Below are 23,226 nucleotides of genomic sequence, written 5' to 3'. Positions count from 1 at the left end.
TTGTCTACACTTTCGTGGCGCATCTTCTGCCCGGTATCCTCGCCGTGCAAAGCGCATACTCCTGGCAGCGGTTCTTTGGCCATGTCTATTCCGACGCGGGCATCTTGGGGCCGACCACGGCGGTGTCCTCGACCTACATTATCCTCTTCATCATCTTCGCAGCCTTCCTGCAGGCCTCCAAGGTGGGCGACTATTTCGTCAACTTCGCCTTTGCGGCCGCCGGTCGTGCACGGGGTGGCCCTGCCAAGGTGGCGATTTTCGCCTCGGGCCTTATGGGCATGATCAACGGTACATCGGCAGGCAACGTGGTGGCGACCGGGTCGCTGACCATTCCGCTGATGAAAAAGGTGGGCTATCGCCCCACCACGGCTGGCGCAGTTGAAGCCGCAGCCTCGACCGGCGGACAGATCATGCCGCCGATCATGGGGGCGGGTGCCTTCATCATGGCCGAGATCACCGGCATCCCGTACCAAGAGATCGCCATCGCGGCGATCATTCCGGCGGTGCTCTACTTCGTATCGGTCTATTTCATGGTCGATTTCGAAGCGGCCAAGCTGGGCATGCGCGGCATGCGCGAGGATGAACTTCCGAAGCTCGCCAAGATGGTGCGGCAGGTTTACCTCTTCATCCCGATCATCATCCTGATCGCCGCTCTGTTCATGGGGTATTCGGTGATCCGCGCGGGCACTCTGGCAACGATTGCCGCCGCTATGGTGAGCTGGCTGACACCCTTCCCGATGACGTTCCGGGGCATCGCCAAGGCGTTCGAACTTGCAGGCATCATGTCGATCCAGATCATCGCGGTCTGTGCCTGTGCGGGCATCATTGTTGGGGTCATCAGCTTGACCGGCGTCGGCGCGCGCTTCTCGGCGGTGCTGCTCGACTTGGCCGGTGTGAGCCAGCTTCTTGCGCTGTTCTTCGCCATGTGCATCGCGATCCTGCTGGGCATGGGTATGCCGACAACGGCGGCTTATGCGGTGGCGGCATCGGTTGTGGCTCCGGGGCTTGTGCAGTTGGGTATTCCGCAACTGACGGCGCATTTCTTCGTGTTCTATTTCGCTGTGCTCTCGGCCATCACGCCCCCGGTGGCGCTGGCGAGTTATGCAGCAGCGGGCATTTCCGGAGCGAACCCGATGGAGACCAGCGTCGTCAGCTTCAAGATCGGCATCGCGGCCTTCATCGTGCCCTTCATGTTCTTCTACAACAGCGCCTTGCTGATGGACGGCACATGGTTCGAAGTCATCCGCGCGGGCATCACGGCCACGTTCGGTGTGTTCCTCCTCTCCGGTGGGGTGCAAGGCTGGTTCGTCGGACAGCGGGCGGCGTGGTTCATCCGACTCGGGCTGATCCTTGCGGCGCTCTTCATGATCGAGGGCGGGCTGATCACCGATTTGATCGGGATCGGAGCAACAGCGGCGGCTTGGCTGGTGCAGCGCTTCCTGCATCCCGATCCGAACGCCGCCATCCCGGTGCGCGGGGCAGACTGATACGGGAAAGGGCCGCCCCATCGGGCGGCCCTTTTCGATTGGTGCGGCGGGTCTGGTGCGATCAGAACACGACGCCCTTGCGCAGGATGAAGCAGCCGAACGGGCGGTTTTCGGTGCATTGCACCACCGCAAAACAGGTCGCTGCGTGTCTGTAGAACGCCTGCCGTTCGATGCTGGACAGAACGCCGCCTTCGGGAAGGCGCGGTTGCAGCACATCCCACACGGCCTGATGCACCTCGGACAGCGTGTCGGGTGCGTTGTCGATCTCCATCCGCAGCGCCGAATAGCTGTGGAAACCGTCGAGCGGCATCACCTGCGTGATGAGGTCGGCCAGTGTCGGCGAGTCATGTCCGGGATAGTGGATCACCTCTTTGACGATGCATCCCGCCGCTGATGTCGCCGAGGGGTAGTTGCGGTCGGTCAGCACGATCTCGTCGCCATGCCCCATCTTGGCAAGTGTGTAGAGCAGGTTGGGCGTCAGGCGCGGGTCCAGTCCGATCAACATGGGCAGCTCCGGTCGTGGAGGGTAAGGCCTGACCCGGCACGGGGTCGGGTCAGGCGGGCAGTGTTCAACGCGGGGGCAGGGGCATCCAGTCGGCCATCGCCACATCCGCGTGCTGGAACTGGGGCATCTTCGCGCCCAGGTCTTCCATGTTGCGGATGTCGTTGTCGTTCAGGAAGGCCTGCGTGATGAGGGTCGGTGGCACGATGACCGACGCGCCCGGGTTCTCGCCAGTCAGCATCAGTGCCAGCGCCCGGACCGAGACCTCACCCACAACCGCCGGGTTGGTGGCGACGGTCGCCTTCCAGCCGCTCCCCGCCTCGCGCATCAGCGCGATGTCGGCAGTTGAGATGTCGGCGGAATAGATGCTCAGATCACCGCCGATGCCCAGCTCGTCTGCGGCGATCTTCACGCCTTTGGCGAACTCGTTATAGGGCGCGAAGAAAACCGAGATGTTGGGGTTCGCCTGCAGGGCCGCGCGCGCCTGATTGGCGTTCGCATTGGCAATCGGGTTGTCGAGTGTGCCGATGCGGGCCGCTTCGGTGATGCCGGAATTGGCGGCCTTCACCTCTTCCCACGCGACATGACGACGGTCCAGAGGTGCGATACCCGGCACGTAGACGTAGCCGGCGGCAAAGCTGTTGCCGTTGTCGGTGATCGCCTGTTCCAGCGCGAGCTTGCCCAGCAGGTAGTCCGACTGTTCGATCTGCGGGATCGCCTCGTTCTCGACGTTCACGTCGAAGGCGACAACCTTGATCCCCGCATCCACGGCCCGCTGTGCTGCGTCGCGCATGGACTCGGTCAGACCGTGCTGGATGATGATCCCGTCCACGCCAAGCGCGATGGCCTGATCCACCATGTCGGCCTGTAGCGCTGCGTCCTGACGGCTGTCGAACACCCGCAGGTTCACGCCAAGGGCGGCGGCCTGGGATTCAACGCCCGACAGATACGCCTGGAAGAAGTCGCCTGTGGACAGGTAGCGTACCAGCGCGATGGTCACGTCGCCGGGGTTGTCCAGCGGGGCGGGGGCGCTCTGCGCCGTGGCGGCACCCGCACCGAGGGCGAGGCTGGCCGCGCTCGCAAGGGCCATGAAGTGACGTCTCAGCATGATGATATCCTCCCTATCGCTGATTGTCAGTGTCCTGTGCCGCTGCGACGCGACGACAGGTAGAACGTGAAGACAAGGGCTGCGACCAGAACCGCGCCCTTGACGAAATCCTGCGTGTAGTAAGGCGCGTTCATCATGGTCATGCCTTGCAGCAGGATGCCGACGAACAGCGCACCGATGGCGGTGCCAAAGGCGTTGGGCCGGGCCGCGCCGAGTACGGCAAAGCCGATGAGTGCGGCGGCGACCGAGTCCAGAAGCAGGTTGTTGCCGCTGGCAATGTCGCCGCGCCCCAGACGCGCGGCGAGCAGGATGCCTCCGATGGATGCCGTCACGCCCGAGATCATGTAAGCGGCCACCTTGTAGCGGTTGACGGGTGTGCCCACGAGCGCCGCCGCCCGTTCGTTCGACCCGATGGCGTACATCAGCCGCCCGTGCCGGGTGAAGCCAAGGAAGAGCCAGATCAGGACGGCGATGCCGATGAAGATCACAACCGGCATGGGTAGCAGGCGGTCTATCACCAGATCGAACCGATGGCGGCCCAGCCACAGGAATGCCGCCGAAAAGGTGCCTTCGGCCACCGTACCATCGGCCAGCGTCATTCCGGTGGCAATGGAATTGCCCTGCGTCGGGATGCGCTGCAGACCGATCAGTAGGAACATCATGCCCAAGGTCGCAAGCAGGTCGGGCACGCGGAATTTCACGATCAGGATGCCGTTGATGAAGCCGACCAGCGCACCCATCGCCAGACAGAGGAACACCGCCACGATGGTCGGGTGTTCGAGGATCACCATGGAATAGGCCGACAGCATCAGCGCCGACGTGGCCACCGCCCCGATGGACAGATCGAACCCGCCCACGACCAGCGTGCAGGTCACGCCGAGCGCCAGAATGCCAGTGATCGCCACGGATTGCAGGACAAAGGCGGCCGACAGCGGGCCAAAGAAGCCGGGGGCCGCGAGGCTGAAATAGACGATCAGCCCGGCCAGCAGGATCAGAAAGCCGTAACGGATGGCAAAGTCGAGAAGTCGGTCGTTCATGGATGTGCGCCTGTTTCTGTCGATTGCGCCCCCGAGATGTCCGCAACAAGGGCTCCGAGATCGACATTCTGGTTCTTGTGTTCGCCGACGATGGCACCTTCGTGCATCACGACGATCCGGTCCGCGATCTCGAGCGCCTCGTCGATTTCCGCGAGGAACACGAGCGTCGCCCGACCTTTGGCGGTGGCACGGATGTGCCGCCCGATGTCGCGCCGCGCGCCGATGTCGACGCCCTGAAACGGCTCGTCGAGCAGAAGCACCTTTGCCGGTTCCAGCAGCCAGCGGGCGATCATCACCTTCTGCTGGTTGCCCCCCGACAGCGTGCCGATGCCGTCACCGACGGATTGGCAGACGATGCCAAGCTGGCTGACCATCTCCTGTGCGCGGGTTTTCTGGCGGTTTGCCTTGAGGAACGACCCGACGCTCAGACCTTTGAGAAAGGGCAGGGTCATGTTGTCGGCGATGTCGAAGGCGGGGATCACCGCGTTGGTGCCCCGATCCTTGGGGGACATGAACACGCCCTCTGCCACCGCGTCCTCGACCGAGTTTGGCGCGTAGTCCGTGCCGGTGATGCGGATCGCGCCGCTGGCCGGGCGGGCCATGCCGTAGAGGATTTCGGCCAAGCGGCTCTTGCCGCTGCCCAGAAGGCCGACCAGCGCCACCACCTCGCCATCGCGGGCCTGCAGGTTGATCGGTGCTGCTCCGTGGAAAAGCCGCAGATCCGAAAGCTCCAGAACAGGGGCCGTGCCGCTTTGCACGGCTACATCCACCTCGGTCATGCGGTGGCCCAGCATGGCTGTCACGGCGGCTTCGTAGTCCAGGGGTTCGGTCTCGAACGTGCCGGAAATCGCTCCGTCGCGCATGACGATGATCCGATCCGCAATGCGGCGAATGTCGGACATGCGGTGCGAGATGTAGAGGATGGCAACGCCCTGCGCGCGCAGCCGGTCGATCAGGGCAAACAACCTGTCCGCCTCGGTGGCTGAGAGCGAAGAGGTCGGCTCATCGAGGATCAGGACCTTGGGCGCACGGGCCATGGCGCGGGCGATGGCGATCATCTGGCGATCCGCCACCGACAGGTCAGACACGCGGGCGCGCAAGTTCACGTCGATGCCCATCTCGGCGGCAACCTTGGCTGCCTCGGCGCGCAAATGCCGTTCGCGCACGAAAAGCCCGTGATCGCGTTCCACCAGCCGGTCCAGCATCAGGTTGTTGGCGACGTCAAGATCGGGAATCACACCGTCGTCGATGGACTGGTGAACCGTGACGACACCCTGCCGGATCGCGTCTGCGGCATCCACGGGATCAAACGCCTGACCGGCCAGCATCATGCTGCCGCCATCGGCGCGGTGATGGCCGCAGATCACCTTGACCAGCGTGGATTTGCCGGCACCGTTCGCGCCCATGAGCACGGTGACGGTGCCCTGCGACAGGGCGACGTCGATACCGCGCAGAACATGATTTTTCCCGAACGATTTTTGCAAACCGTTCACTTTGAGCGCATCCACAGCCACTCGGTTCCTCCCCTGATGGGGCGACGGTAGGCGCGCGCTCATACATTTGTCAAATGATTTGACATAAGTGTAATTTGGGCGCTACCCACGACAGGAGAAGCGCATTGGAGGAAACGGGGAGGCCACTGATGAGCGCAGGCACGAGCTATGAAGCACTGAGTGTGGAGACACTGCCGGATCGTCTGAAAGGCTTGGCCGCTCTGGCCGGAAAGGTCGGTGCGGACAGCGGCACCTGGCAGGTGCAGGAAGTGGGCGACGGCAACCTGAACCTTGTCTTTATCGTCATCGGGCCGACGGGCAAGGCGGTGGTGAAACAGGCGCTGCCCTATGTGCGTCTGGTGGGGGACAGTTGGCCGTTGCCGCTCTACCGCGCCTTCTACGAATACCATGCGCTGACACGACAGGCTGCGCGTGATCCGGGATCGGTGCCGGAGATCTTTCACTTCGACGAGGCGCAGGCGCTGATCGTGATGGAGTATCTGTCACCCCACGTGATCCTGCGCCGCAAGCTGATCGCGGGGGAAAAGGTGGACGGACTCGCCGATTTCCTGGGGCGGTTCTGCGCCCGTACCGCGTTTCGCGGGTCGGAGCTGTCGATGAAGAGCGGCGACAAGAAAGCCGATGTCGGGTTGTTTGCGGGCAATGTGGATATTCCGGCCATCACCGAGGCGCTGGTTTTCACCGATCCCTATTATTCAGCCGAGATGAACCACCACACCGAAGGTCTGGCCCCGGTTGTCGACCGCCTGCAGTCGGATGTGGCGCTCAAGGTCAAGGTGCAGCAGGCATTGCAACGCTTCGTGTCGAACACCGAAACCATGGTGCATGGCGACCTGCATTCCGGCTCGATCATGTCGACGGACCGTGAAAGCCGAGTGATCGACCCGGAATTCGCCCAATACGGGCCGATGGGGTTCGATATCGGCATGCTCTGCGCGAATTTCCTGATGGCCTATTTCAGCCAACCCGCCCACCGCGGGGGCGAGCTTGAGGCCTACCAGAGCTGGATCCTCGACGTGATCGAGGAGGTTTGCAGCACGTTCGAGACCGAGTTCCGGCATCTCTGGGCCACCGAACGGACCGGCATTCTTTACCCGGCCAGCCTGTTCGAGGATCAGGGCCACGACAGCACACCCGCCTGCGATGCGGTTCTGTCCGGCATCTGGCACGATGCCTGGACCGTCTGCGGGATCGAGATGCACAGGCGCTGCCTGTCGCTGGCGCATAATGCCGATTTCGAAGACATCGCAGACCCGGCGGCGCGCGCACCGCTGGAAGCGCGAAACCTGCTGATGGGGGCCGAACTGATCCATACGGCCGAAACCCTGGCCGATGCCCGCGCGGTCTGCGCATTGGCGCGCGAGTTCAACCGAAAGGACGTCCTATGAAGATCGACGGCACCCATTATCGCTCGCTGTGGTGGAACCACGACAAGGACGTTCTCGAGATCATCGACCAGCGCTGGTTGCCGCATGACTTCCGGGTGATCCCGGTGACGACGATGCAGGACTACGCCGATGCGATCTTCGAGATGCGGGTCCGTGGTGCGCCACTCATCGGAGCGACGGCGGCCTATGGCATGGCGCTTGCGATGGCCGAGGACCCGTCCGATGCCAATATGGATGCGGCATGGACCTTTCTTGAGAAAACACGCCCCACGGCCATCAACCTGCGCTGGGCACTCGACCGCTGCCGCACGGCGCTGCGGCCCCTGGCGGAAGGCGATCGCGCGTCGGCCGCATTGGCCCTTGCGCACGAGATTGCGGACGAGGATGTGGAGATCAACCGCCGGATCGGGGAAAACGGCCTCGCCCTGATCCGCGAGATTGCGGCGAAGAAGCCAGCCGGAGAGCCGGTGCGCCTGCTGACCCACTGCAACGCCGGATGGCTGGCAACGGTGGACTGGGGCACCGCAACAAGCCCGATGTATCATGCGCATGATGCGGGCATCCCGCTGCATGTCTGGGTGGATGAAACTCGCCCGCGCAATCAGGGCGCACTGACCGCGTGGGAATTGGGCAAGCACGGCGTGCCCCATACGTACATCACCGACAATGCGGGTGGGCATCTGATGCAGCATGGCATGGTGGATATGGTGATCACCGGCACCGACCGCACAACGCGGCAGGGTGATGTCTGCAACAAGATCGGCACGTATCTCAAGGCGCTGGCCGCCCATGACAATGGCGTGCCGTTCTACGTGGCCCTGCCGTCACCCACCATCGACTGGACGGTGACCGATGGCGTTGCAGAAATTCCCATTGAAGAAAGGACCGCACGGGAAGTGACCCATGTGCAGGGCGTTCTGGACGATGGCGATATCGGCACCGTGCGGGTCACGCCCGACGGCACAAGCGGAGGAAATCCCGCATTCGATGTGACGCCGAACCGTTTGGTGACGGGGCTCATCACCGAGCGCGGAGTCTGTGACGCTTCTGCAGAGGGGTTGGCGGCGCTCTTCCCCGATCTGGCCAGAATGGCCGGATAGGACCGGGATGCCGATGTCCGCCTTGGGCAAGTCGCGCAGTGCGGGTCTGGACACGCCGCGCGTGACGCTGCGTGACGATGCGCCGTATATCGAGGCGGCGTGGCTCTATTACCATGACGGGCTGAACCAGAACGAGATCGCCGAGCGCATGCGGATCAGCCGGGCATCGGTGGTCAACTATCTGAACGAGGCGCGCGCCCGGGGCTGGGTCCGCGTTCATATGGACAGCGATGTCTTCAAGGGGCACCGGCTGGCAGAAGAACTGTGTGCCGCCTATGGTCTGATCGAGGCGATGGTGGTGCCGGACGATCCGGTTGACCGGGAGGATGATGCCGCCAGCGTGGCCCGGGTGACGCGCGCCGCCGCCGACTGGCTGCCCCGCCTTTTGGAACCGGGCGACAGGTTGGGCGTCTCGTGGGGGGCCACGGTGTACCAGATGGCGCAGCAGGTGCCCACGACACCGATTCCCGATCTGACCGTGATCCAGCTTCTGGGGTCGCGTCCCGCCGCGCTCGGATTTGCAGCCGAGGCCTGCACGGCCATGCTGGCGCAACGGCTGGGGGCCGAATGCATCAACTTTCATGCGCCCTTGGTTTTGTCGAACAAGGCGCTCCGCGACGCGCTGTGCGATGAGCCGGTGGTGCGCGACCAGCTTGCAGCGCTGGCCACCTGCAACAAGACGGTTCTGGCCTGTGGCACCTGCGATGCCGATGCCCATGTGGTGCGCAGCGGGATCCTGACACCGGATGAAATCGCCGCACAGCGCGCCAAGGGGGCAGTTGGTGTGATCTGCGGTCGACTGATCGACGGGGACGGGCGGCCGGTTCTGTCGGCGGTCGAAGACCGGATGATCGGAGTGTCGCTGGAGCAGATGCGCGGCAAGGACATGGCGCTTCTGGTTGCGGCGGGGGCAGGGCGGGCGCGTCCCGCGCGGGCTGCGATGATCGGGGGCTTTGTGACCCATCTGGCCACAAGCACGCGCGTGGCCGAGGCGCTGTTGGACATGGTTTGACTGTCCGGAGCCGTCAGGCCGCGTCGCGCATCTGCCGGATTGCCATAAGCACGTCGTTTTGCTCGTTGAGCGCCTTGAGCAGGCTGGCCAGTTCCTTTTCCTCAACCAGTTTCGCCGCCTTCTTGGGCGAGAACCAATGGCGCTTGCGCTCCTTGCGTTCTTTCCAGCGCTTCTTGAGCGTGTCCACGAGCATCGGGTAGAGCGTCACCCGGCACGGAAGCTTTTTCCCGTTCTCGAGGCGCTTGTCATAGTGATAGTGGCCGATCGGTGTGTCAGAGATGAATCCAACGGCCCCGGCCTCTTCCAAGGCCTCGATTTCGGCGGCGTGCCACGGCTTCTTGCCGTCCATCTCCCAGCCCTTCGGCATGACCCACCGTCCGCGGTCGCGCGATGTGACCATGAGGACCCGAAGTTTGCCGGTCTTGTCCCAGTGCACCGGGAGCGCGGCGATCTGGTCGACGGGAGGAATATCCTTTGCCTTGTTCTTTCCTTTGCCCTTGCTCATGCAGATCCTCCGATGCTGCGCTTGCGGGCCAGTCGACTCTCCAGCAGATCGCCGGTTTCCTCGGCGATGGGATAGGCGACATAGGTCAGGGCGGCATTGATCTGTTTCAGCACGCGCAGCGTTTCCTGGTGGATGTTCGTGGTTTCGATGCTTGCAATGGCCCCGCGTTGCAGGCGCTTGAGGTGACGTTCCTGCAATTTCTGTTCCTCGATGCGGATGCGGTCTTTCTCGGCAACCAGTTGCCGCGCGGCTTCGGCATCGCCGGTTGTCAGAACACTGAGCGCAAGTTGCCCGTTGGTGACGATCTGGTCGTGAAAATCCGCGATGTCAGCCAGGCCTTCGTCGGAAAAGGTAATGGCTTCGTCGGACATCTTCCGCGCCAGCGCGACAAGGTTGACCGCGATGCGGTCGGCAGCCTCTTCAAGGCTGTTGGCCATCGCCACGATTTCGAGCGTCTTTTTCTCCTGCGCCGGCTGCAGCCGCGTTTCCCGCAGGCGAGAGACATAGATCTTCGTTTCGAAATGCATCCGGTCGACCTCGTCCTCGCGTCGTTCGATGACGCGGGCCTGTTCCGGATCCCAGCCGCGGAACAGCTGCATCACCGGGATCAGGATGGCCTGTACGGTTTCCGACATGCGCAGCAATTCCCGCTGCGCACAGGCAAGCGCCAGCGGCGGGTGATCGAGCGCATCGGGATCGAGCGCACTGAGCGAGGTGGAGTCGGAGGCCGCATGGCGGGGCAGGGTGGCCTGGGCCAAACGGATGATCGGACCGACGAGCGGCAGGCACAGCAGGAGCAGGGTCGCGTTGAGCAGGATGTGCAAAGCGACCGCCTGTTGGCCAGAACTGGCTCCGAGCAGCGTCAGGTCAAATGTCCCGCTGAGCAGGACGCCGAGAAAGATCAGGGTCATGGCCCCACGGGCCACAAGGTTTCCGAGTGCAATCAGCCGGGCGGGCCGTTCCGCCGACCAGAGCAGCGCAAAGGGAATGGCCGCGCCGCCCAGATTGGCCCCGATGACAAGCGCCGCCGCAACCGGCGCTGCGATCAGGCCGGTGGCTGCAAAGGTGGCAAATGTCAGGACGGCTGCGAGGCTGGAGTGCATGGCCCATGTCAGAGCGGCACCCAGCAGATAGGCACTGAGAAGATCCTCCCGGAAATAGGCGGCAATGCTCTGGATGATGGCGTTGTCTCCGATGGGCGCAGTCGCCTCGCGGATCATCCCGAGCGAAATGAAGACCAGCGCAAGCCCGATGATGATCCGCCCGATCTGCTTGGTCTTGCGCGTCTGCGCCTTGAAGAATGCGGTGACACCGATCAGCAGCGCAAAGGGCAGCACGGTTTCGACCGGCAGGATCAGGACGCGCGTCATCAGCGCCGAGCCCAGCTCGGCGCCGAACAGCAGGGCGAGCGCTGTGTGCGGGGCGAGCATTCCCGATGCGGCGAAGCCGGCGCTGATCAGGGCCACGGCGGTCGCGCTTTGCATCAGCATGGCAGCAATACCGCCGCCGGCTGCTGCGGACAGCCGGTTGCCCGACAGCGTTCTCAGTCCGGATTTCAGCTCTGGCATGAAGGCGCGTTCCACGCCGGTCCGGATCAGACGGGTCGACCAAAGCAACAGCGCGACAGCTGCCGCGAGATGTGCGGCAAGACTGATCATGTGAGACTGTCCCAGACAGCGATGCGCAAAAGCATGGTGATCTTAACGCCTATAAATTCAGTGGTGTTTGTAAAATTCTGAACACCAAGTCGAGGTTTATGCAACAAATATAATTGCAAAATGCCGGAAATGCCACAAAACTGAGCGTGAATTCGAGTCGGGGCAATGGATGTCGAACACTGAAATGCGTGACGCCAGTTCGGAAAAGGGCCGGGATCGGCTCAAGAAATCGGACCGACGGCGCCAGATCTTGCTGGAGTTGAAGCTGCGGCCGCATGTGCGGATCAGCGAGCTTGCGCGCCGGTTCAACGTGTCCACGGAAACCGTGCGGCGCGATTTCGACGCGCTGTCGGATGACGGGCTTATCGCGCGCGCCCATGGCGGGGCCTCAGCTCCGGCGCAGGGGCATTATCCCGGTCTCGACGAGCGGGCAAACGCCTGGATCGAGGAGCGCGAACGCATCGGGCTGAGAGCAGCCGAACTGGTGCAGGACGGGGAAACCGTCATGATCGACTCCGGTTCGACGACGATTCAGTTGGCCCGGGCGCTGGCGTTCCGCGGCACGCAGTGCACGGTGATCACGAATTCTATCCCGGTGGCCATGACCATTGGACACGGGACTCCGCAGGTTCTGCTGTGCCCGGGCGAATATCTGGCGGCGGAATCGGCGTTGATCGGAACCGAAACGCTCGAGTTTCTGGCGCGGTTCAACGTTGACCGCTGCATGATCGGTGCCTCGGGCCTGTCCGCCGAAGGCCCATCGGAAACCGTTCGGGGATTTGCGGCGGTCAAGCGGATGATGTTGTCGCGCGCGGCCAAACGGCATCTGCTCATCGACTCGCACAAGTTCGGGCGCAAAGGCTTGGCACAAGTTGGGGACATGGCCGATCTCAACTCGATCGTGGTGGATGCAAGACCGAAGGGCGAGCTTCTGACCGCGCTGGACGGAGCAAGTGTGGAGGTGATCGTCGCGCCGAAAGCGTGACGTAAAGACCAAGCAAGAAGCGGCGAGAAACGCCGCTCAACGGGAGGACGGACTCATGACACCACGAGAGGTGGCGTCACATTTCGGGCGCTCGACAGGGACGCCGGCGCACCACGTTCGCGCCGCCGGGTCCGCCCTTCGGCGTTTCGGATCTGTGCTGTGGCCCTCTGCGCGCTTGATGGCAGGTCCTGCTCTGGCCGGTGCCCCTGTCTGCAAGGCCGCGTCCGTCACGCAACTGTCACACAGGTGCGATACCGGCTCGCTCATGACGCGTTTTCAAAGCGTTATCCGGAACAAGATACGTGAGGAGCGAACCTTGGCACACGCGACATCCCAAGCGTCGACGCCGGTGTCCCAAGGTGGACGTCCCGAAGGCGAGCCAGTGAAGACGATTTCCACGAAAGAGGCTTTCGAGGCCTACGAGGCGGTCCGGCATCGTCTGCCGACGGTGGCTGCAAGCGGCGCGCGCCACAGGCGGGCAGAAACCCTCGCCGACATCGCCGACGGGTTCGATGTCTTCCTGCTGGACGCGTTCGGCGTGCTGAATATCGGTGAGACCGCCATTCCGGGGACGCGTGAGCGGATCGACGATCTTCGGGCAGCCGGAAAACGCGTGTTGGTCGTGTCGAATGCAGCCGGGTTTCCGCATGCCGCGCTGACCGAGAAATACACAAGGCTTGGCTTTGATTTTGCGCCCGAGGACGTCATCACCAGCCGCGTGGCGCTGCTGGACGGTCTGAAGAGCCGTGAGGACCTGCATTGGGGTCTCATGGCAACGCGCAGCACCGGCTTGCAGGATTTCGAAGATCTGACGCTGAGCTATCTCGAGGAAGACCCCGAGGCCTATGACCGGGTGGACGGATTTCTGCTTGTCGGCAGCATGTCCTGGACCGAACCCCGTCAGGCCCTGCTGGAAGCGGCACTTGAACGGCGGCCGCGCCCTGTCCTGGTCGGCAATCCGGATATCGTCGCGCCACGGGAAACCAGTTTTTCCATCGAACCGGGCCATTTCGCACATAGACTGGCCGACCGCACCGGGATCGTACCCGAGTTCTACGGCAAACCCTTCCCGGGAATTTTCGAACTCGCGTTCAAACGTTTGGGGGACGTGGACCAGTCTCGGGTCCTGATGGTGGGAGACAGTCTGCACACCGATATCCTTGACGCGCGCAGTGTGGGCATCGCCTCTGCATTGATCGCGCAATACGGATTTTTTGCGGGTCACGATGCCGAAGAGGCCGTCAGGGCTGCCGGGATCGTGCCCGACTTCATTGTGGAGCGGCCGTGACACAAAACTTTGTCTCGGACGCTCTACCAAGCGCGATGTGACAGCGCAAAGCCCGTACGGTTGGTCGTCCGGGTCATTCAGTCAAAGAGGGAGAAACCACATGAAACACACAATCAGCATCCTTGCCGCCTCGGCCGTTCTTGGCTCCGCGCAGACCGCGTTTGCCCAGACCGAAATCGAGTTCTGGCACGCCTTCACCGGTCGCCTTGGCGAGTTGGTGGCCGAGCAGGTCGAGACCTTCAACGCCTCGCAATCCGACTATACCGTGGTTGCGACACACAAGGGCAACTATTCCGAAACGCTGAATGCCGGGATCGCGGCCTTCCGGGCAGGCGAACAGCCCGACATCCTGATGGTCTTCGAAGTGGGCACCGCGACGATGATGGCCGCCAAGGGCGCCATCAAGCCGGTCTACGAAGTGATGGGCGACGGGTTCGACCAGTCGAAATACATCAGCTCGGTCTCGGGTTACTACACGTCGCCCGAAGGCGACATGCTGTCCCTGCCGTTCAACTCGTCGACCCCGGTGCTCTGGGTCAACCGCGACAAGCTGCAGGAAGCGGGCATCGACCCCGACACAGACCTGTCGACATGGGAACAGGTCGGCACGGTTCTGGACCAGCTCAAGGAAGCAGGTGTCGACTGCCCGATGACCACCGCATGGCAGAGCTGGATCCATCTCGAGAACTTCTCGGCCTATCACGATGTGCCTTTTGCAACAAAATCGAACGGCTTTGACGGCACGGATACGGAGCTGGCGTTCAACAGCCCGGCGCAGGTGGCACATATCAGCGCGATGGGCGAATGGGCGCAGGACGGCAAGTTCATCTATGCCGGTCGTCGCAACGAAGGTGGTGCGAACTTCCGCGCCGGGGAATGCGCGCTCTTCACGGAATCGTCGGCCGGGTATGCGGGCATAAAGTCCGAAGCGCAGTTCGATTTCGAAGTGCGTCCGCTGCCCTATTGGTCGGCTGTCGCCAGCGAGCCGCAGAACACGATCATCGGTGGCGCATCCCTCTGGGTGATGGAAGGCCAGACCGACGAGGAATATGCAGGCGTCGCCGCCTTCATGAATTTCCTGTCCAGCCCGGAAATCCAGGCCAAGTGGCACCAGGACACCGGCTATCTGCCGATCACGAACGCAGCCGGAGATCTGACCCGTGAGCAGGGCTTCTACGATGCCAATCCGGGCACCGATATCGCGGTGATCCAGATGACCGCGAAAGAGCCGACTGCGAACTCCAAGGGTCTGCGCCTTGGGTCCTTCGACCAGATCCGCACCATCATCGACGAAGAGCTCGAAGCGGTGTGGTCGGGTGACAAGGACGCGCAGGCGGCGCTCGACAGCGCTGTTGAGCGTGGCAATGCCTTGCTGCGTCGTTTCGAGCAGGCATCCCGGTAACTGGCATTAAGGGAGCGGCTGCCCCCGTCAAGGTGGGGCAGCCGTTTTTGGCTCTATGGAAAAGCGTGTTACGTTCAAAGGCATCTGGCTGCCGCTTTTGCTGGTGCTGCCCCAGATCCTGATCACGGCCATTTTCTTTTTCTACCCGGCAGGGCAGGCGATCTGGCAGTCGCTCTTCATTCCCGATCCGTTCGGGCTGTCGATGCAATGGGTGGGGCTTGGCAATTTCGAATATCTGCTGTCCGACCGGTTCTACCGCGCGTCCTTCATCACGACGGCGGTGTTCTCGATCCTTGTCACCGTCGTGTCGATGGGCGTGGCGCTGTATCTTGCCATTCTCGCGGACCGGCTGATCAAGGGATCGGGCACGTACCGCACGCTTCTCATCTGGCCCTATGCCGTGGCGCCTGCCGTGGCGGGGGTGCTCTGGCTTTTCATGTTCAACACCCGTGTTGGCGTGGTGACATGGTATCTGGGCCTTCTGGGCTATGACTGGAACCACGTTCTGAACGAAGGCGAGGCGATGGGCCTTGTCGTCGTGGCCAGCGCCTGGGGCCGGATCAGCTATAACTTCCTGTTCTTCCTCGCGGGCCTGCAGGCGATCCCGCGCTCGGTGATCGAAGCCGCCGCCATCGACGGCGCGCATTTCTGGACCCGGTTCCGCACGATCGTCTGGCCGCTCTTGTCGCCGACGACGTTCTTCCTGCTGGTGGTCAACATCATCTACGCCTTCTTCGAAACCTTCGGCGTGATCCACACCATCACGAGCGGCGGACCGCAGCAGGCGACCACGATCCTTGTCTACAAGGTCTATTCCGACGGCTTCGTGGGTCAGGACCTCGGGTCCTCGGCGGCGCAATCCGTGATCCTTCTGATCATCGTGTCGCTGCTGACCGTGATCCAGTTCAAATACATCGAACGCAGGGTGCATTACTGATGGCCGAACACTCTGGCATGGTCGAAAAGCGTGGCGCCGGGCTGTGGTTGACCCATCTGGGTCTGATCATCGGCGTCGCCTTCATCTTCTTCCCGATCTGGCTGGCTTTTGTCGCCTCGACGGTGAGTCAGCCCGAAATCGTGCGTCCCCCGATGCCGCTTCTGCCGGGGGACCAGTTCTTCGAGAATTACTCCAAGGCTTTGACCGCCGGCATCAATGCGCCGGTGGCCTTGATGCTGGGCAACTCTCTCTTCATGGCCCTCGGCATCGCCATCGGCAAGATCGCGATCTCGCTGCTCTCGGCCTTTGCGATCGTCTACTTCAAGTTTCCGGGGAAAAAGCTGTTCTTCTGGCTGATCTTCCTCACCCTCATGCTGCCCGTCGAAGTGCGCATCGTGCCGACCTACGAGGTGATCGCGAATTTCGGGATGCTCAACAGCTATCAGGGCCTGATCCTGCCACTGATCGCGTCTGCAACCGCGACGTTTCTGTTCCGTCAGTTCTTCATGACCGTGCCGGACGAGCTGGCCGAGGCGGCGCGGGTCGACGGGGCAGGGCCAATGCGGTTCTTCTTCGACATCCTGCTCCCGATGAGCCGCACCAATATCGCCGCACTCTTCGTCATCCTGTTTATCTACGGCTGGAACCAGTATCTCTGGCCGCTGCTGATCACCACCGATCCGTCGATGAACACCATCGTCATGGGCATCAAGCAGATGTTCCCCTCGGGGGACGACATTGCCGACTGGCCGGTGATCATGGCGACCTCGATCCTTGCAATGGTGCCGCCGGTGCTGGTGGTCGTGGGCATGCAGAAACTTTTCATTCGCGGGCTTGTGGAAAGCGAGAAATAAGAACATGGCAACGCTGACCCTCAACAACGTCAAGAAATCCTTCGGCAAGACCGATGTCATCCATGGTGTGTCCATCGACATCGAAGACGGCGAATTCATCGTCATCGTCGGCCCGTCCGGCTGCGGCAAATCCACCTTGCTGCGCATGGTGGCGGGGCTTGAAACCATCACCGATGGCGAGGTCCAGATCGGCGGGCGACGCGTCAACGAAGAGGAACCGATGGCGCGCGACATCGCCATGGTGTTCCAGAACTACGCGCTTTACCCGCATATGTCGGTCTTCGACAACATGGCCTACGGGCTCAAGATCGCCAAGGTGCCCCGGTCCGAGATCGAAACCCGCGTGGCACAGGCTGCCAAGCTGCTGCAGCTTGAACCCTACCTGACCCGCAAACCGCGCGAGCTGTCCGGCGGCCAGCGCCAGCGCGTTGCCATGGGCCGTGCCATCGTGCGCAAACCGGCGGTGTTCCTCTTTGACGAGCCGCTCTCGAACCTCGACGCGAAACTGCGCGTGCAGATGCGGCTCGAGATCCGCGCCCTGCAGCGCGAACTCGGCGTGACATCGCTCTACGTGACCCATGATCAGGTCGAGGCGATGACGATGGCCGACCGCATGATCGTGATGAATGGTGGGGTGGCCGACCAGATCGGCAAGCCGCTCGAGGTCTATGCCAACCCGGCCACCGAATTCGTCGCGGGCTTCATCGGATCACCGCCGACGAATTTCCTCTCCGGTGCGCTGCTAGGCCGCGCGTCGGGCATCAAACTGGGCGTGCGCCCCGAACACATGCGCCTCTTCGACACCGGCCCCCTGCGCGCCCGCACCACCTATTGCGAGGCGCTGGGCGCGGAAACGCTGGTCCACCTCACCTGCGCCGACGGCACGCAAGTCACCGTCCGCCAGGATGCCGCCGCGCCCTTCCCGCAAGAGGGGGCAGAGGTCGGTCTGGGCTGGAGTTCCGAACACGAGATGACGTTTGATGCATCCGGGCCCCGCATCTGATCCTGATCACCGCCAGCCGTTCCTTTTGTCGCGCGGCTGGCACAAAATGCGCCCGTGATCGGGGCTTACATTTGGTCGGCGCAGTATTTCGGTGGCAGACCAAGCAGACTTCCGGTTAACGTCCACGTCAAAGGACTGGACAATGGAAATATCGGCAGCACAGGGAACCTCTCCGGATATCGCAGAGGCAATCGCTGAAATTGCGTCACAGCTCGAGATCGACCGTCGCGGTGCGCCACATTTCGTGGCGCTGCATTTCGGCGTGGAGCGCGATGTCGCACAGGTGCACCGCGAGGCAATCTCGGTTCTGGGGGCACATGCCCTGCATGGCGGCTCATCCTGTCTCGGGGTGATGGGACCGTCGGGTGTCGATATTACGGGTAACGGTCTGGGGGCCTTTGCGATTTGGGATTCGGCGGGCAGCTATGGCACCTGTTCTGCCGATCTGGGTGAGGATGCCCGAACCGCTGCTCATGATGCCGTGATGATCGCGTTGGAGCGGGCTGGCCGACCCGGGGAAATCCCCGAACTGGTCTGGCTCACCGTGGCGCCCGGGCGCGAGGAAGACGTGCTGGCCGGTTTGCGGGATGCCGTCGGGTCTGAAACGCTGATCGTTGGTGGCAGTTCTGCGGACAATGATGTGTCGGGGCGCTGGTCTCAATTCAGCACGGAGGCGGTGCATGGGGATGGGCTTGTGGTGACGGTGCTGTTCCCGTCACGCCAGGTCGCGTCGTCGTATCAGAGCGGCTATGCCCCGACAGGCGCGAACGGCGTGGTCACGCGGGTCTCGGGGCGGCGTGTTTACGAGATTGACGATCGCAAGGCGGTCGAGGTGCTCAACGAATGGAGTTCCGGGGCGATTGCCATGGCCGGAGATGGGCCGCGATCCATTCTTGCCGAGGCCACGCTTTGGCCGCTGGGCCGTGTCACCCGGCAAGTGGCGGGCGTTCCGTTTCATCTCCTGGCGCATCCCGCCATCGCCCATCCCGATGGTGCGGTCGATCTGTTTGCAGCCGTCGCGGAAGGCGATCAGCTTTGGCAGATGCAGGGAACGGCGGACAGTCTGGTTGCACGGGCGGGCCGTGTCGCGGCGCGGGCCAAGACGGATGTGGGTGGTGCTGTCGCAGGCGCGCTCGTTGTCTATTGCGGTGGCTGCATGCTGGCGGTACGTGACCGCATGGACGAAGTGTCCGCGGGCATTCAGGCCGAGCTTGGGAATCTCCCCTGGCTTGGGCTCTTCAGTTTCGGAGAGCAGGGTGTGCCGGATGGCGACGGTCCGAAACATGGAAATCTGATGATCTCGTGCACGATGTTCAGTGCGGACGAGGTGTGATAGGCTAAGTTTGGGGCCCACAGTGAGCGGGTGGGTTTCCCGAAAGTGACATTCGAATCGTATCGCAGGTGCGGCCGGTTCGGGTGGTTCGAGTATCGTGGGGCAATTGTTTGAGAATGTACTGGAAGTGGTGGCAAGTGGACCCGACGAATGAATGGCGATACTCGAGACCTGATGATCTCACGGAGCCTGTATGAGCGTGAAAAACAGGCGCGGCTGGATGCCGAGGCGCAACTCGAAGCGAAAAACCGTGAAATCCAGGAGATAAACCGTCGGCTTCTTGCCGAAACGGAGGCCGTGCGCGCGGCGCTTGCAGACACCGAAACGATCCGTCTCCGTGAAGCCAAGGCGCTCAAGGAGCGGTTGATCCTGTCCGAAGCGTTGAAGGCGTTGACCGGCAAATCCGGCGCCGATGAAGCCATGCAGGCCCTGCTTGACGTGCTCAAGCGCGAAATCGGCGGACGCGACTGCTTTTTCGTTCAGGCCGAAGGGGATCATACGGTAGTGTCGGTCTGCGCCGACAAGACGCATCAGGGTCAGCGATTGCCGCTTCCGGCGGCCTTGATCACGCGGCCAAGACGCATTGCGAAATTGACGGGTCTGATCGAGGGTCTGCCTTGGCCGGGCGGGAGCAATGTGCCCGCGTCCGGCATGATCGTGCCGCTTGAAATGCCGGACGAGACCGCCGGCGCCTTTTTCATCGGCTGCAAGCTGGCCAAGCGATATACTGCGGGCGATCTGCGCAGCCTTGAACATGTCTCCCGACTGGCAACGCAGGCGTTGCTGGCGCTGCGCGAAGCACGTCGCAATGCCTTGCTGCTGGCGCTTGTCGAAGGCAAGCCGCTGGAACGGTCCGACGCGGTTCTGGATGCGCCGCTTGAAACGGTGCAGAATGCCTTTGCGCGCCTGACCGAAATGCAGGGGCACGTCATCGGCATTCTGGATGCCTTGCTGAGCGCGTCGCTGCAGGACACCGATGCTGCGATCGACACCGCCCTGGCGCGTATGGGCGAAGTGACCGGTATGGACCGCGTCTATGTGTTCCGTCTTCGCTCGGACGGCGCCTTTATCGACAACACGCACGAATGGTGCGCGCCGGGCATCACCCCTGTCCGCGACCTTCTACAGGGCATGCCCGCCGAGACGATTGACCATTGGCGCACGCAATTCGCGTCGGGTGAAGACGTCCTGATCCCGGATGTCGCGGCCTTGCCGGATGATGCGCCGGACAAGGACGGGCTGCTGGAGCAGGACATCCAATCGCTCCTGACCGTGCCGATGATGGAAAACGGGGCGTTTCGCGGGTTCGTGGGTTTTGACGCGGTCCGCGAGTTGCGCAATTTCCTGCCCGGCGAGGTGTATCTGATCCGCTCGGTGGCCAAGGTCATCATGTCGGTTCTGGCACGTCGCGACGCCGAAGAGCGGCTGGTGTCCGCCCATGCCGAGACCCTGTCGCAGCGCACCCGGCTCGAGGCGGTCTTGTCCGCAATGCCGGATCTCATCGTCGAGTTGGACCGGGAAGGACGGTTTACGTCCTGGCACTCGGGCACGATCGAAATCCCCGATGCGGTTTTTGATGCCTTCTTCAACCGCCTGCCCGAAGAAAAGCTCAACCCCGAGATGGTGCGGACGTTGCGTGCCAAGATGGCCGAACTGGACGCCGGAGCACCGGTCGTCCGACACACCTTCGAGATGACACTCCTGCCGCCTTTGTCCGGATGGTGGCAGTTGACGGGGTCTGCGATCGGCGATCAGGGCTATCTGATCGCGCTGCGGGACATCTCGGAGGCACGCAAGAAAGCGACGGAACTTGAACGGCTGTCGGAAATTGCCCGCCGCACCACCAACCTCGTCGTCATCACGGATGCAAAACGTCGTATCGAATGGGTCAACGACGCGTTCGAGCAGACAACCGGCTGGACGCTTGACGAGGTCAGGGGGCAGAACCCGGGCAAGCTTCTCCAGTCCGACAAGACGGATCCCGAAACCGTGGGCAAGATGCGCGACGCGCTTGACCGCGGTCAGGCGGTGCAGGTCGAATTGCTGAACAAGGCACGTAACGGCATCGAATACTGGCTCTCGATCGACATCCAGCCGATGCACAATGACGAAGGTGGTCTTGCGGGCTTTCTTGCCGTCGAGGTCGACATCACCGAACAACGCGCACAGGCGGAATCGCTGCGTCGCGCGGCCGGTGAGGCGGCCCTGGCGCGCGCCAATCTCGAGCAGGCCGTCGAGGCGCTGCAGGATGGTTTCGTGCTGTATGATGCAGAGGATCGGCTGGTGATCTGCAACAGCCGGTTCCGCCAAATCCATGCCCTGTCCGAACCGGCCATCGTCATCGGTGCCGAGTTCGAAAGCATCATGCGCTACGGCGTGCAGGTGGGCCAGTATCCCGAAGCGATTGGCCGCGAGGAAGAGTGGCTGGCCGAAAGACTGGCGCAGCATTCCGAGCCGGACCGGGAATTCGAAGAGATGCTGCCCGACGGGACGTGGCTGCGCGTTTTCGAAAAGGCCATGCCCGCAGGCGGCCGTGTTGAATTGCGCGTCGACATCACGGACCTCAAGCTTGCCGAGCAACGCGCCTTGGCCGATCGGGCCGCTGCGATGGAAGCAAGCCTTGACGGGATCGCCATCACCGACGCCGAAGGGCGCTTTGTCTATATGAACCGAGCGCATCTGGAGATGTTCGGATACACGCGTGAAGAGGAGGTTCTTGGCCAGTCCTATGCCATGCTCTATGGGCCCGAAGAGGTTGCATGGATCGAAAAGCACGTCTTCCCGGCGTTGATGCGGGATGGCGGCTGGTCAGGCGAGACAGTCGGCCTTGCGCGCGACGGCAGCCCCGTCGAACAGGATGTCTCTCTCACGGTGAACGCTGATGGTGGCCTGCTCTGCATCACGCGCGACATCTCCGTCCGCCGCCGCGAACGGGCCGAACGCGAACGCCTTCTCAATGAACTGCAACTGGCACAACGCCGCGAGATGATCGGCCAGATGGCGGCGGGGCTTGCCCATGATTTCAACAATCTGCTGGCGATCATTTCCGGCGGGGCGTCGCTGATCATGGAAACCGCCGACAAGGACGCATCGACCGCCTCGGGCGCGTCCCGCATTCTGGCGGCGTCGGATCAGGCGGCCGGATTGGTGAAACGTCTGCTCACGCTCGGAGCGCGAAAGTCGGCCCGTGTCAATCTCGACCTGCGGCAGCCGGTCAAGGAGGCGGCCGAGCTTGTGCGGTCCAGCCTGCGCGCGCCGACCCGCCTGTCCCTGACCCTGCCCGAAACCGCGGTCGAGGCCTTGGCCGACCCGACCGATGTTCTGCAGCTTTTGCTCAATCTCGCGATCAATGCGCGCGATGCGCTTGCCGGTGCGCCGGGAACGGTCACGATCCGACTGGCCGCGCCGCAGCAGGTTGGAGACATGGGGCCGATGTCTGTCGGGCGCGTTGATCCGGCGCGGCGATACGCCTGCCTGACCGTCGAAGACACAGGGCCGGGCATGTCCGAGGACGTCGCCTCGCAGATTCTCATGCCCTACTTCACCACGAAAGGTGATCTGGGCACCGGTCTGGGACTGGCCGTCGTGTCGTCGGTGATCGAGGACAATGGCGGTGCGCTGCGTCTGACGACTGCCCCCGGCGAAGGAGCACGGTTCGACGTGTTCTGGCCGGTGGACGCCGTTCAGTCGCTCCCGTCGGTTCCTGTTTCCACTGATGCCGCAACGGGCCGTCTCGATGGTCGGATGATCATCGTGGTTGATGACCATCCCGAAGTGCTGGATGTGATCACCGCCTATCTCGAAGCGGCCGGGGCCGAAGTCGCGTCCACAACCAATCCCGAGGACGTGATCGACGCACTCAGGGATGATCCCGGCAGCTGGGACCTCGTGGTCACGGATTTCGACATGCCGCACATGACCGGTGCGCAACTGGCCGATGAGGCGCGACGTCTCGTGCCCGGATTGCCGATGCTTCTTGTGACCGCCCTTGCCGGTGAAGCCGGTCGGACCGGTGTGCATTTTTCCGCCGTCCTGCCAAAGCCCATTGACCGACGATCACTGGTGCTTCAGGCGGAATTGGCCTTGCTGGCCGCAGCGGAACAGACTGGCTGA

Annotated in this window: 18 protein-coding genes; 12 read left to right on the top strand and 6 right to left on the bottom strand. The window is 62.8% G+C overall.

The features are described from left to right. Nucleotides 1-1,487 (top strand): TRAP transporter fused permease subunit (locus MRY75_RS16895; protein ID WP_292309171.1); only part of this gene is annotated, 1,487 nt, incomplete at its 5' end. A gap of 61 nt (nucleotides 1,488-1,548) precedes the next feature. Here MRY75_RS16895 and MRY75_RS16890 read toward each other — a convergent pair. The 4 genes from MRY75_RS16890 to MRY75_RS16875 form a co-directional block, all read right to left on the bottom strand. After that, nucleotides 1,549-1,992 (bottom strand): RbsD/FucU domain-containing protein, encoded by a 444-nt coding sequence (locus MRY75_RS16890; protein WP_292309170.1) that lies wholly within the window; start codon nucleotides 1,990-1,992, stop codon nucleotides 1,549-1,551. 64 nt (nucleotides 1,993-2,056) lie between these two features. Then, nucleotides 2,057-3,097, bottom strand: a complete 1,041-nt coding sequence (locus MRY75_RS16885) for a substrate-binding domain-containing protein (RefSeq protein ID WP_292309169.1) — start codon at nucleotides 3,095-3,097, stop codon at nucleotides 2,057-2,059. 26 nt (nucleotides 3,098-3,123) lie between these two features. Then, on the bottom strand, nucleotides 3,124-4,134 hold the full coding sequence (locus MRY75_RS16880; protein WP_292309168.1) for an ABC transporter permease: 1,011 nt from the start codon (nucleotides 4,132-4,134) through the stop codon (nucleotides 3,124-3,126). Beyond that, nucleotides 4,131-5,690: a sugar ABC transporter ATP-binding protein gene (locus tag MRY75_RS16875; RefSeq protein ID WP_292309167.1), complete on the bottom strand. Its 1,560-nt coding sequence runs from the start codon at nucleotides 5,688-5,690 to the stop codon at nucleotides 4,131-4,133. The genes MRY75_RS16880 and MRY75_RS16875 overlap by 4 nt, the downstream gene beginning before the upstream one ends. A gap of 86 nt (nucleotides 5,691-5,776) precedes the next feature. Here MRY75_RS16875 and mtnK point away from each other — a divergent pair, with 86 nt between their 5' ends. The 3 genes from mtnK to MRY75_RS16860 are packed head-to-tail and all read left to right on the top strand — an operon-like array spanning nucleotide 5,777 to nucleotide 9,148. Continuing rightward, nucleotides 5,777-7,036, top strand: a complete 1,260-nt coding sequence (mtnK, locus tag MRY75_RS16870) for an S-methyl-5-thioribose kinase (protein ID WP_292309166.1) — start codon at nucleotides 5,777-5,779, stop codon at nucleotides 7,034-7,036. After that, nucleotides 7,033-8,136, top strand: coding sequence for an S-methyl-5-thioribose-1-phosphate isomerase (mtnA, locus tag MRY75_RS16865; protein WP_292309165.1), 1,104 nt, complete (start codon nucleotides 7,033-7,035; stop codon nucleotides 8,134-8,136). Before mtnK ends, mtnA begins: the two co-directional genes overlap by 4 nt. Nucleotides 8,137-8,143: 7 nt before the next feature. Continuing rightward, nucleotides 8,144-9,148, top strand: coding sequence for a sugar-binding transcriptional regulator (locus MRY75_RS16860; protein ID WP_292309164.1), 1,005 nt, complete (start codon nucleotides 8,144-8,146; stop codon nucleotides 9,146-9,148). A 13-nt stretch (nucleotides 9,149-9,161) separates the two neighbouring features. On the opposite strand, the gene MRY75_RS16855 is transcribed toward MRY75_RS16860, so the two are convergent. Both MRY75_RS16855 and MRY75_RS16850 read right to left on the bottom strand, forming a co-directional pair. Continuing rightward, a complete protein-coding gene (locus MRY75_RS16855) occupies nucleotides 9,162-9,653 on the bottom strand; it encodes an NUDIX domain-containing protein (protein ID WP_292309163.1) in 492 nt (163 codons plus the stop codon). Continuing rightward, nucleotides 9,650-11,311 carry a Na/Pi cotransporter family protein gene (locus MRY75_RS16850; RefSeq protein ID WP_292309162.1) on the bottom strand — a complete coding sequence of 554 codons (1,662 nt, stop codon included), beginning with the start codon at nucleotides 11,309-11,311 and terminating at the stop codon, nucleotides 9,650-9,652. Before MRY75_RS16850 ends, MRY75_RS16855 begins: the two co-directional genes overlap by 4 nt. Nucleotides 11,312-11,480: 169 nt before the next feature. Here MRY75_RS16850 and MRY75_RS16845 point away from each other — a divergent pair, with 169 nt between their 5' ends. The 8 genes from MRY75_RS16845 to MRY75_RS16810 all read left to right on the top strand — a co-directional run bounded on the left by MRY75_RS16845 (nucleotide 11,481) and on the right by MRY75_RS16810 (nucleotide 23,226). Next, nucleotides 11,481-12,296, top strand: coding sequence for a DeoR/GlpR family DNA-binding transcription regulator (locus tag MRY75_RS16845; protein ID WP_292309161.1), 816 nt, complete (start codon nucleotides 11,481-11,483; stop codon nucleotides 12,294-12,296). Nucleotides 12,297-12,678: 382 nt separating this feature from the next. Next, nucleotides 12,679-13,584 (top strand): TIGR01459 family HAD-type hydrolase, encoded by a 906-nt coding sequence (locus MRY75_RS16840; RefSeq protein ID WP_292309176.1) that lies wholly within the window; start codon nucleotides 12,679-12,681, stop codon nucleotides 13,582-13,584. Between the two features lie 100 nt (nucleotides 13,585-13,684). Further along, nucleotides 13,685-14,986 carry a sn-glycerol-3-phosphate ABC transporter substrate-binding protein UgpB gene (ugpB, locus tag MRY75_RS16835; RefSeq protein WP_292309160.1) on the top strand — a complete coding sequence of 434 codons (1,302 nt, stop codon included), beginning with the start codon at nucleotides 13,685-13,687 and terminating at the stop codon, nucleotides 14,984-14,986. A gap of 55 nt (nucleotides 14,987-15,041) precedes the next feature. Continuing rightward, nucleotides 15,042-15,923, top strand: a complete 882-nt coding sequence (gene ugpA, locus MRY75_RS16830) for a sn-glycerol-3-phosphate ABC transporter permease UgpA (RefSeq protein ID WP_292309159.1) — start codon at nucleotides 15,042-15,044, stop codon at nucleotides 15,921-15,923. A 17-nt stretch (nucleotides 15,924-15,940) separates the two neighbouring features. Continuing rightward, on the top strand, nucleotides 15,941-16,777 hold the full coding sequence (ugpE, locus tag MRY75_RS16825; protein ID WP_292309175.1) for a sn-glycerol-3-phosphate ABC transporter permease UgpE: 837 nt from the start codon (nucleotides 15,941-15,943) through the stop codon (nucleotides 16,775-16,777). A gap of 4 nt (nucleotides 16,778-16,781) precedes the next feature. Then, nucleotides 16,782-17,780: a sn-glycerol-3-phosphate ABC transporter ATP-binding protein UgpC gene (ugpC, locus tag MRY75_RS16820; protein WP_292309158.1), complete on the top strand. Its 999-nt coding sequence runs from the start codon at nucleotides 16,782-16,784 to the stop codon at nucleotides 17,778-17,780. A 142-nt stretch (nucleotides 17,781-17,922) separates the two neighbouring features. Beyond that, nucleotides 17,923-19,113: an FIST N-terminal domain-containing protein gene (locus MRY75_RS16815; RefSeq protein WP_292309157.1), complete on the top strand. Its 1,191-nt coding sequence runs from the start codon at nucleotides 17,923-17,925 to the stop codon at nucleotides 19,111-19,113. 174 nt (nucleotides 19,114-19,287) lie between these two features. Beyond that, on the top strand, nucleotides 19,288-23,226 hold the full coding sequence (locus MRY75_RS16810) for a PAS domain-containing protein (protein WP_292309156.1): 3,939 nt from the start codon (nucleotides 19,288-19,290) through the stop codon (nucleotides 23,224-23,226).

It is taken from the genome of Marivita sp. (assembly GCF_022763305.1).
In the GTDB taxonomy this organism is placed as follows: domain Bacteria; phylum Pseudomonadota; class Alphaproteobacteria; order Rhodobacterales; family Rhodobacteraceae; genus Marivita.
This window is presented reverse-complemented; position numbering and strand designations above follow the sequence as displayed.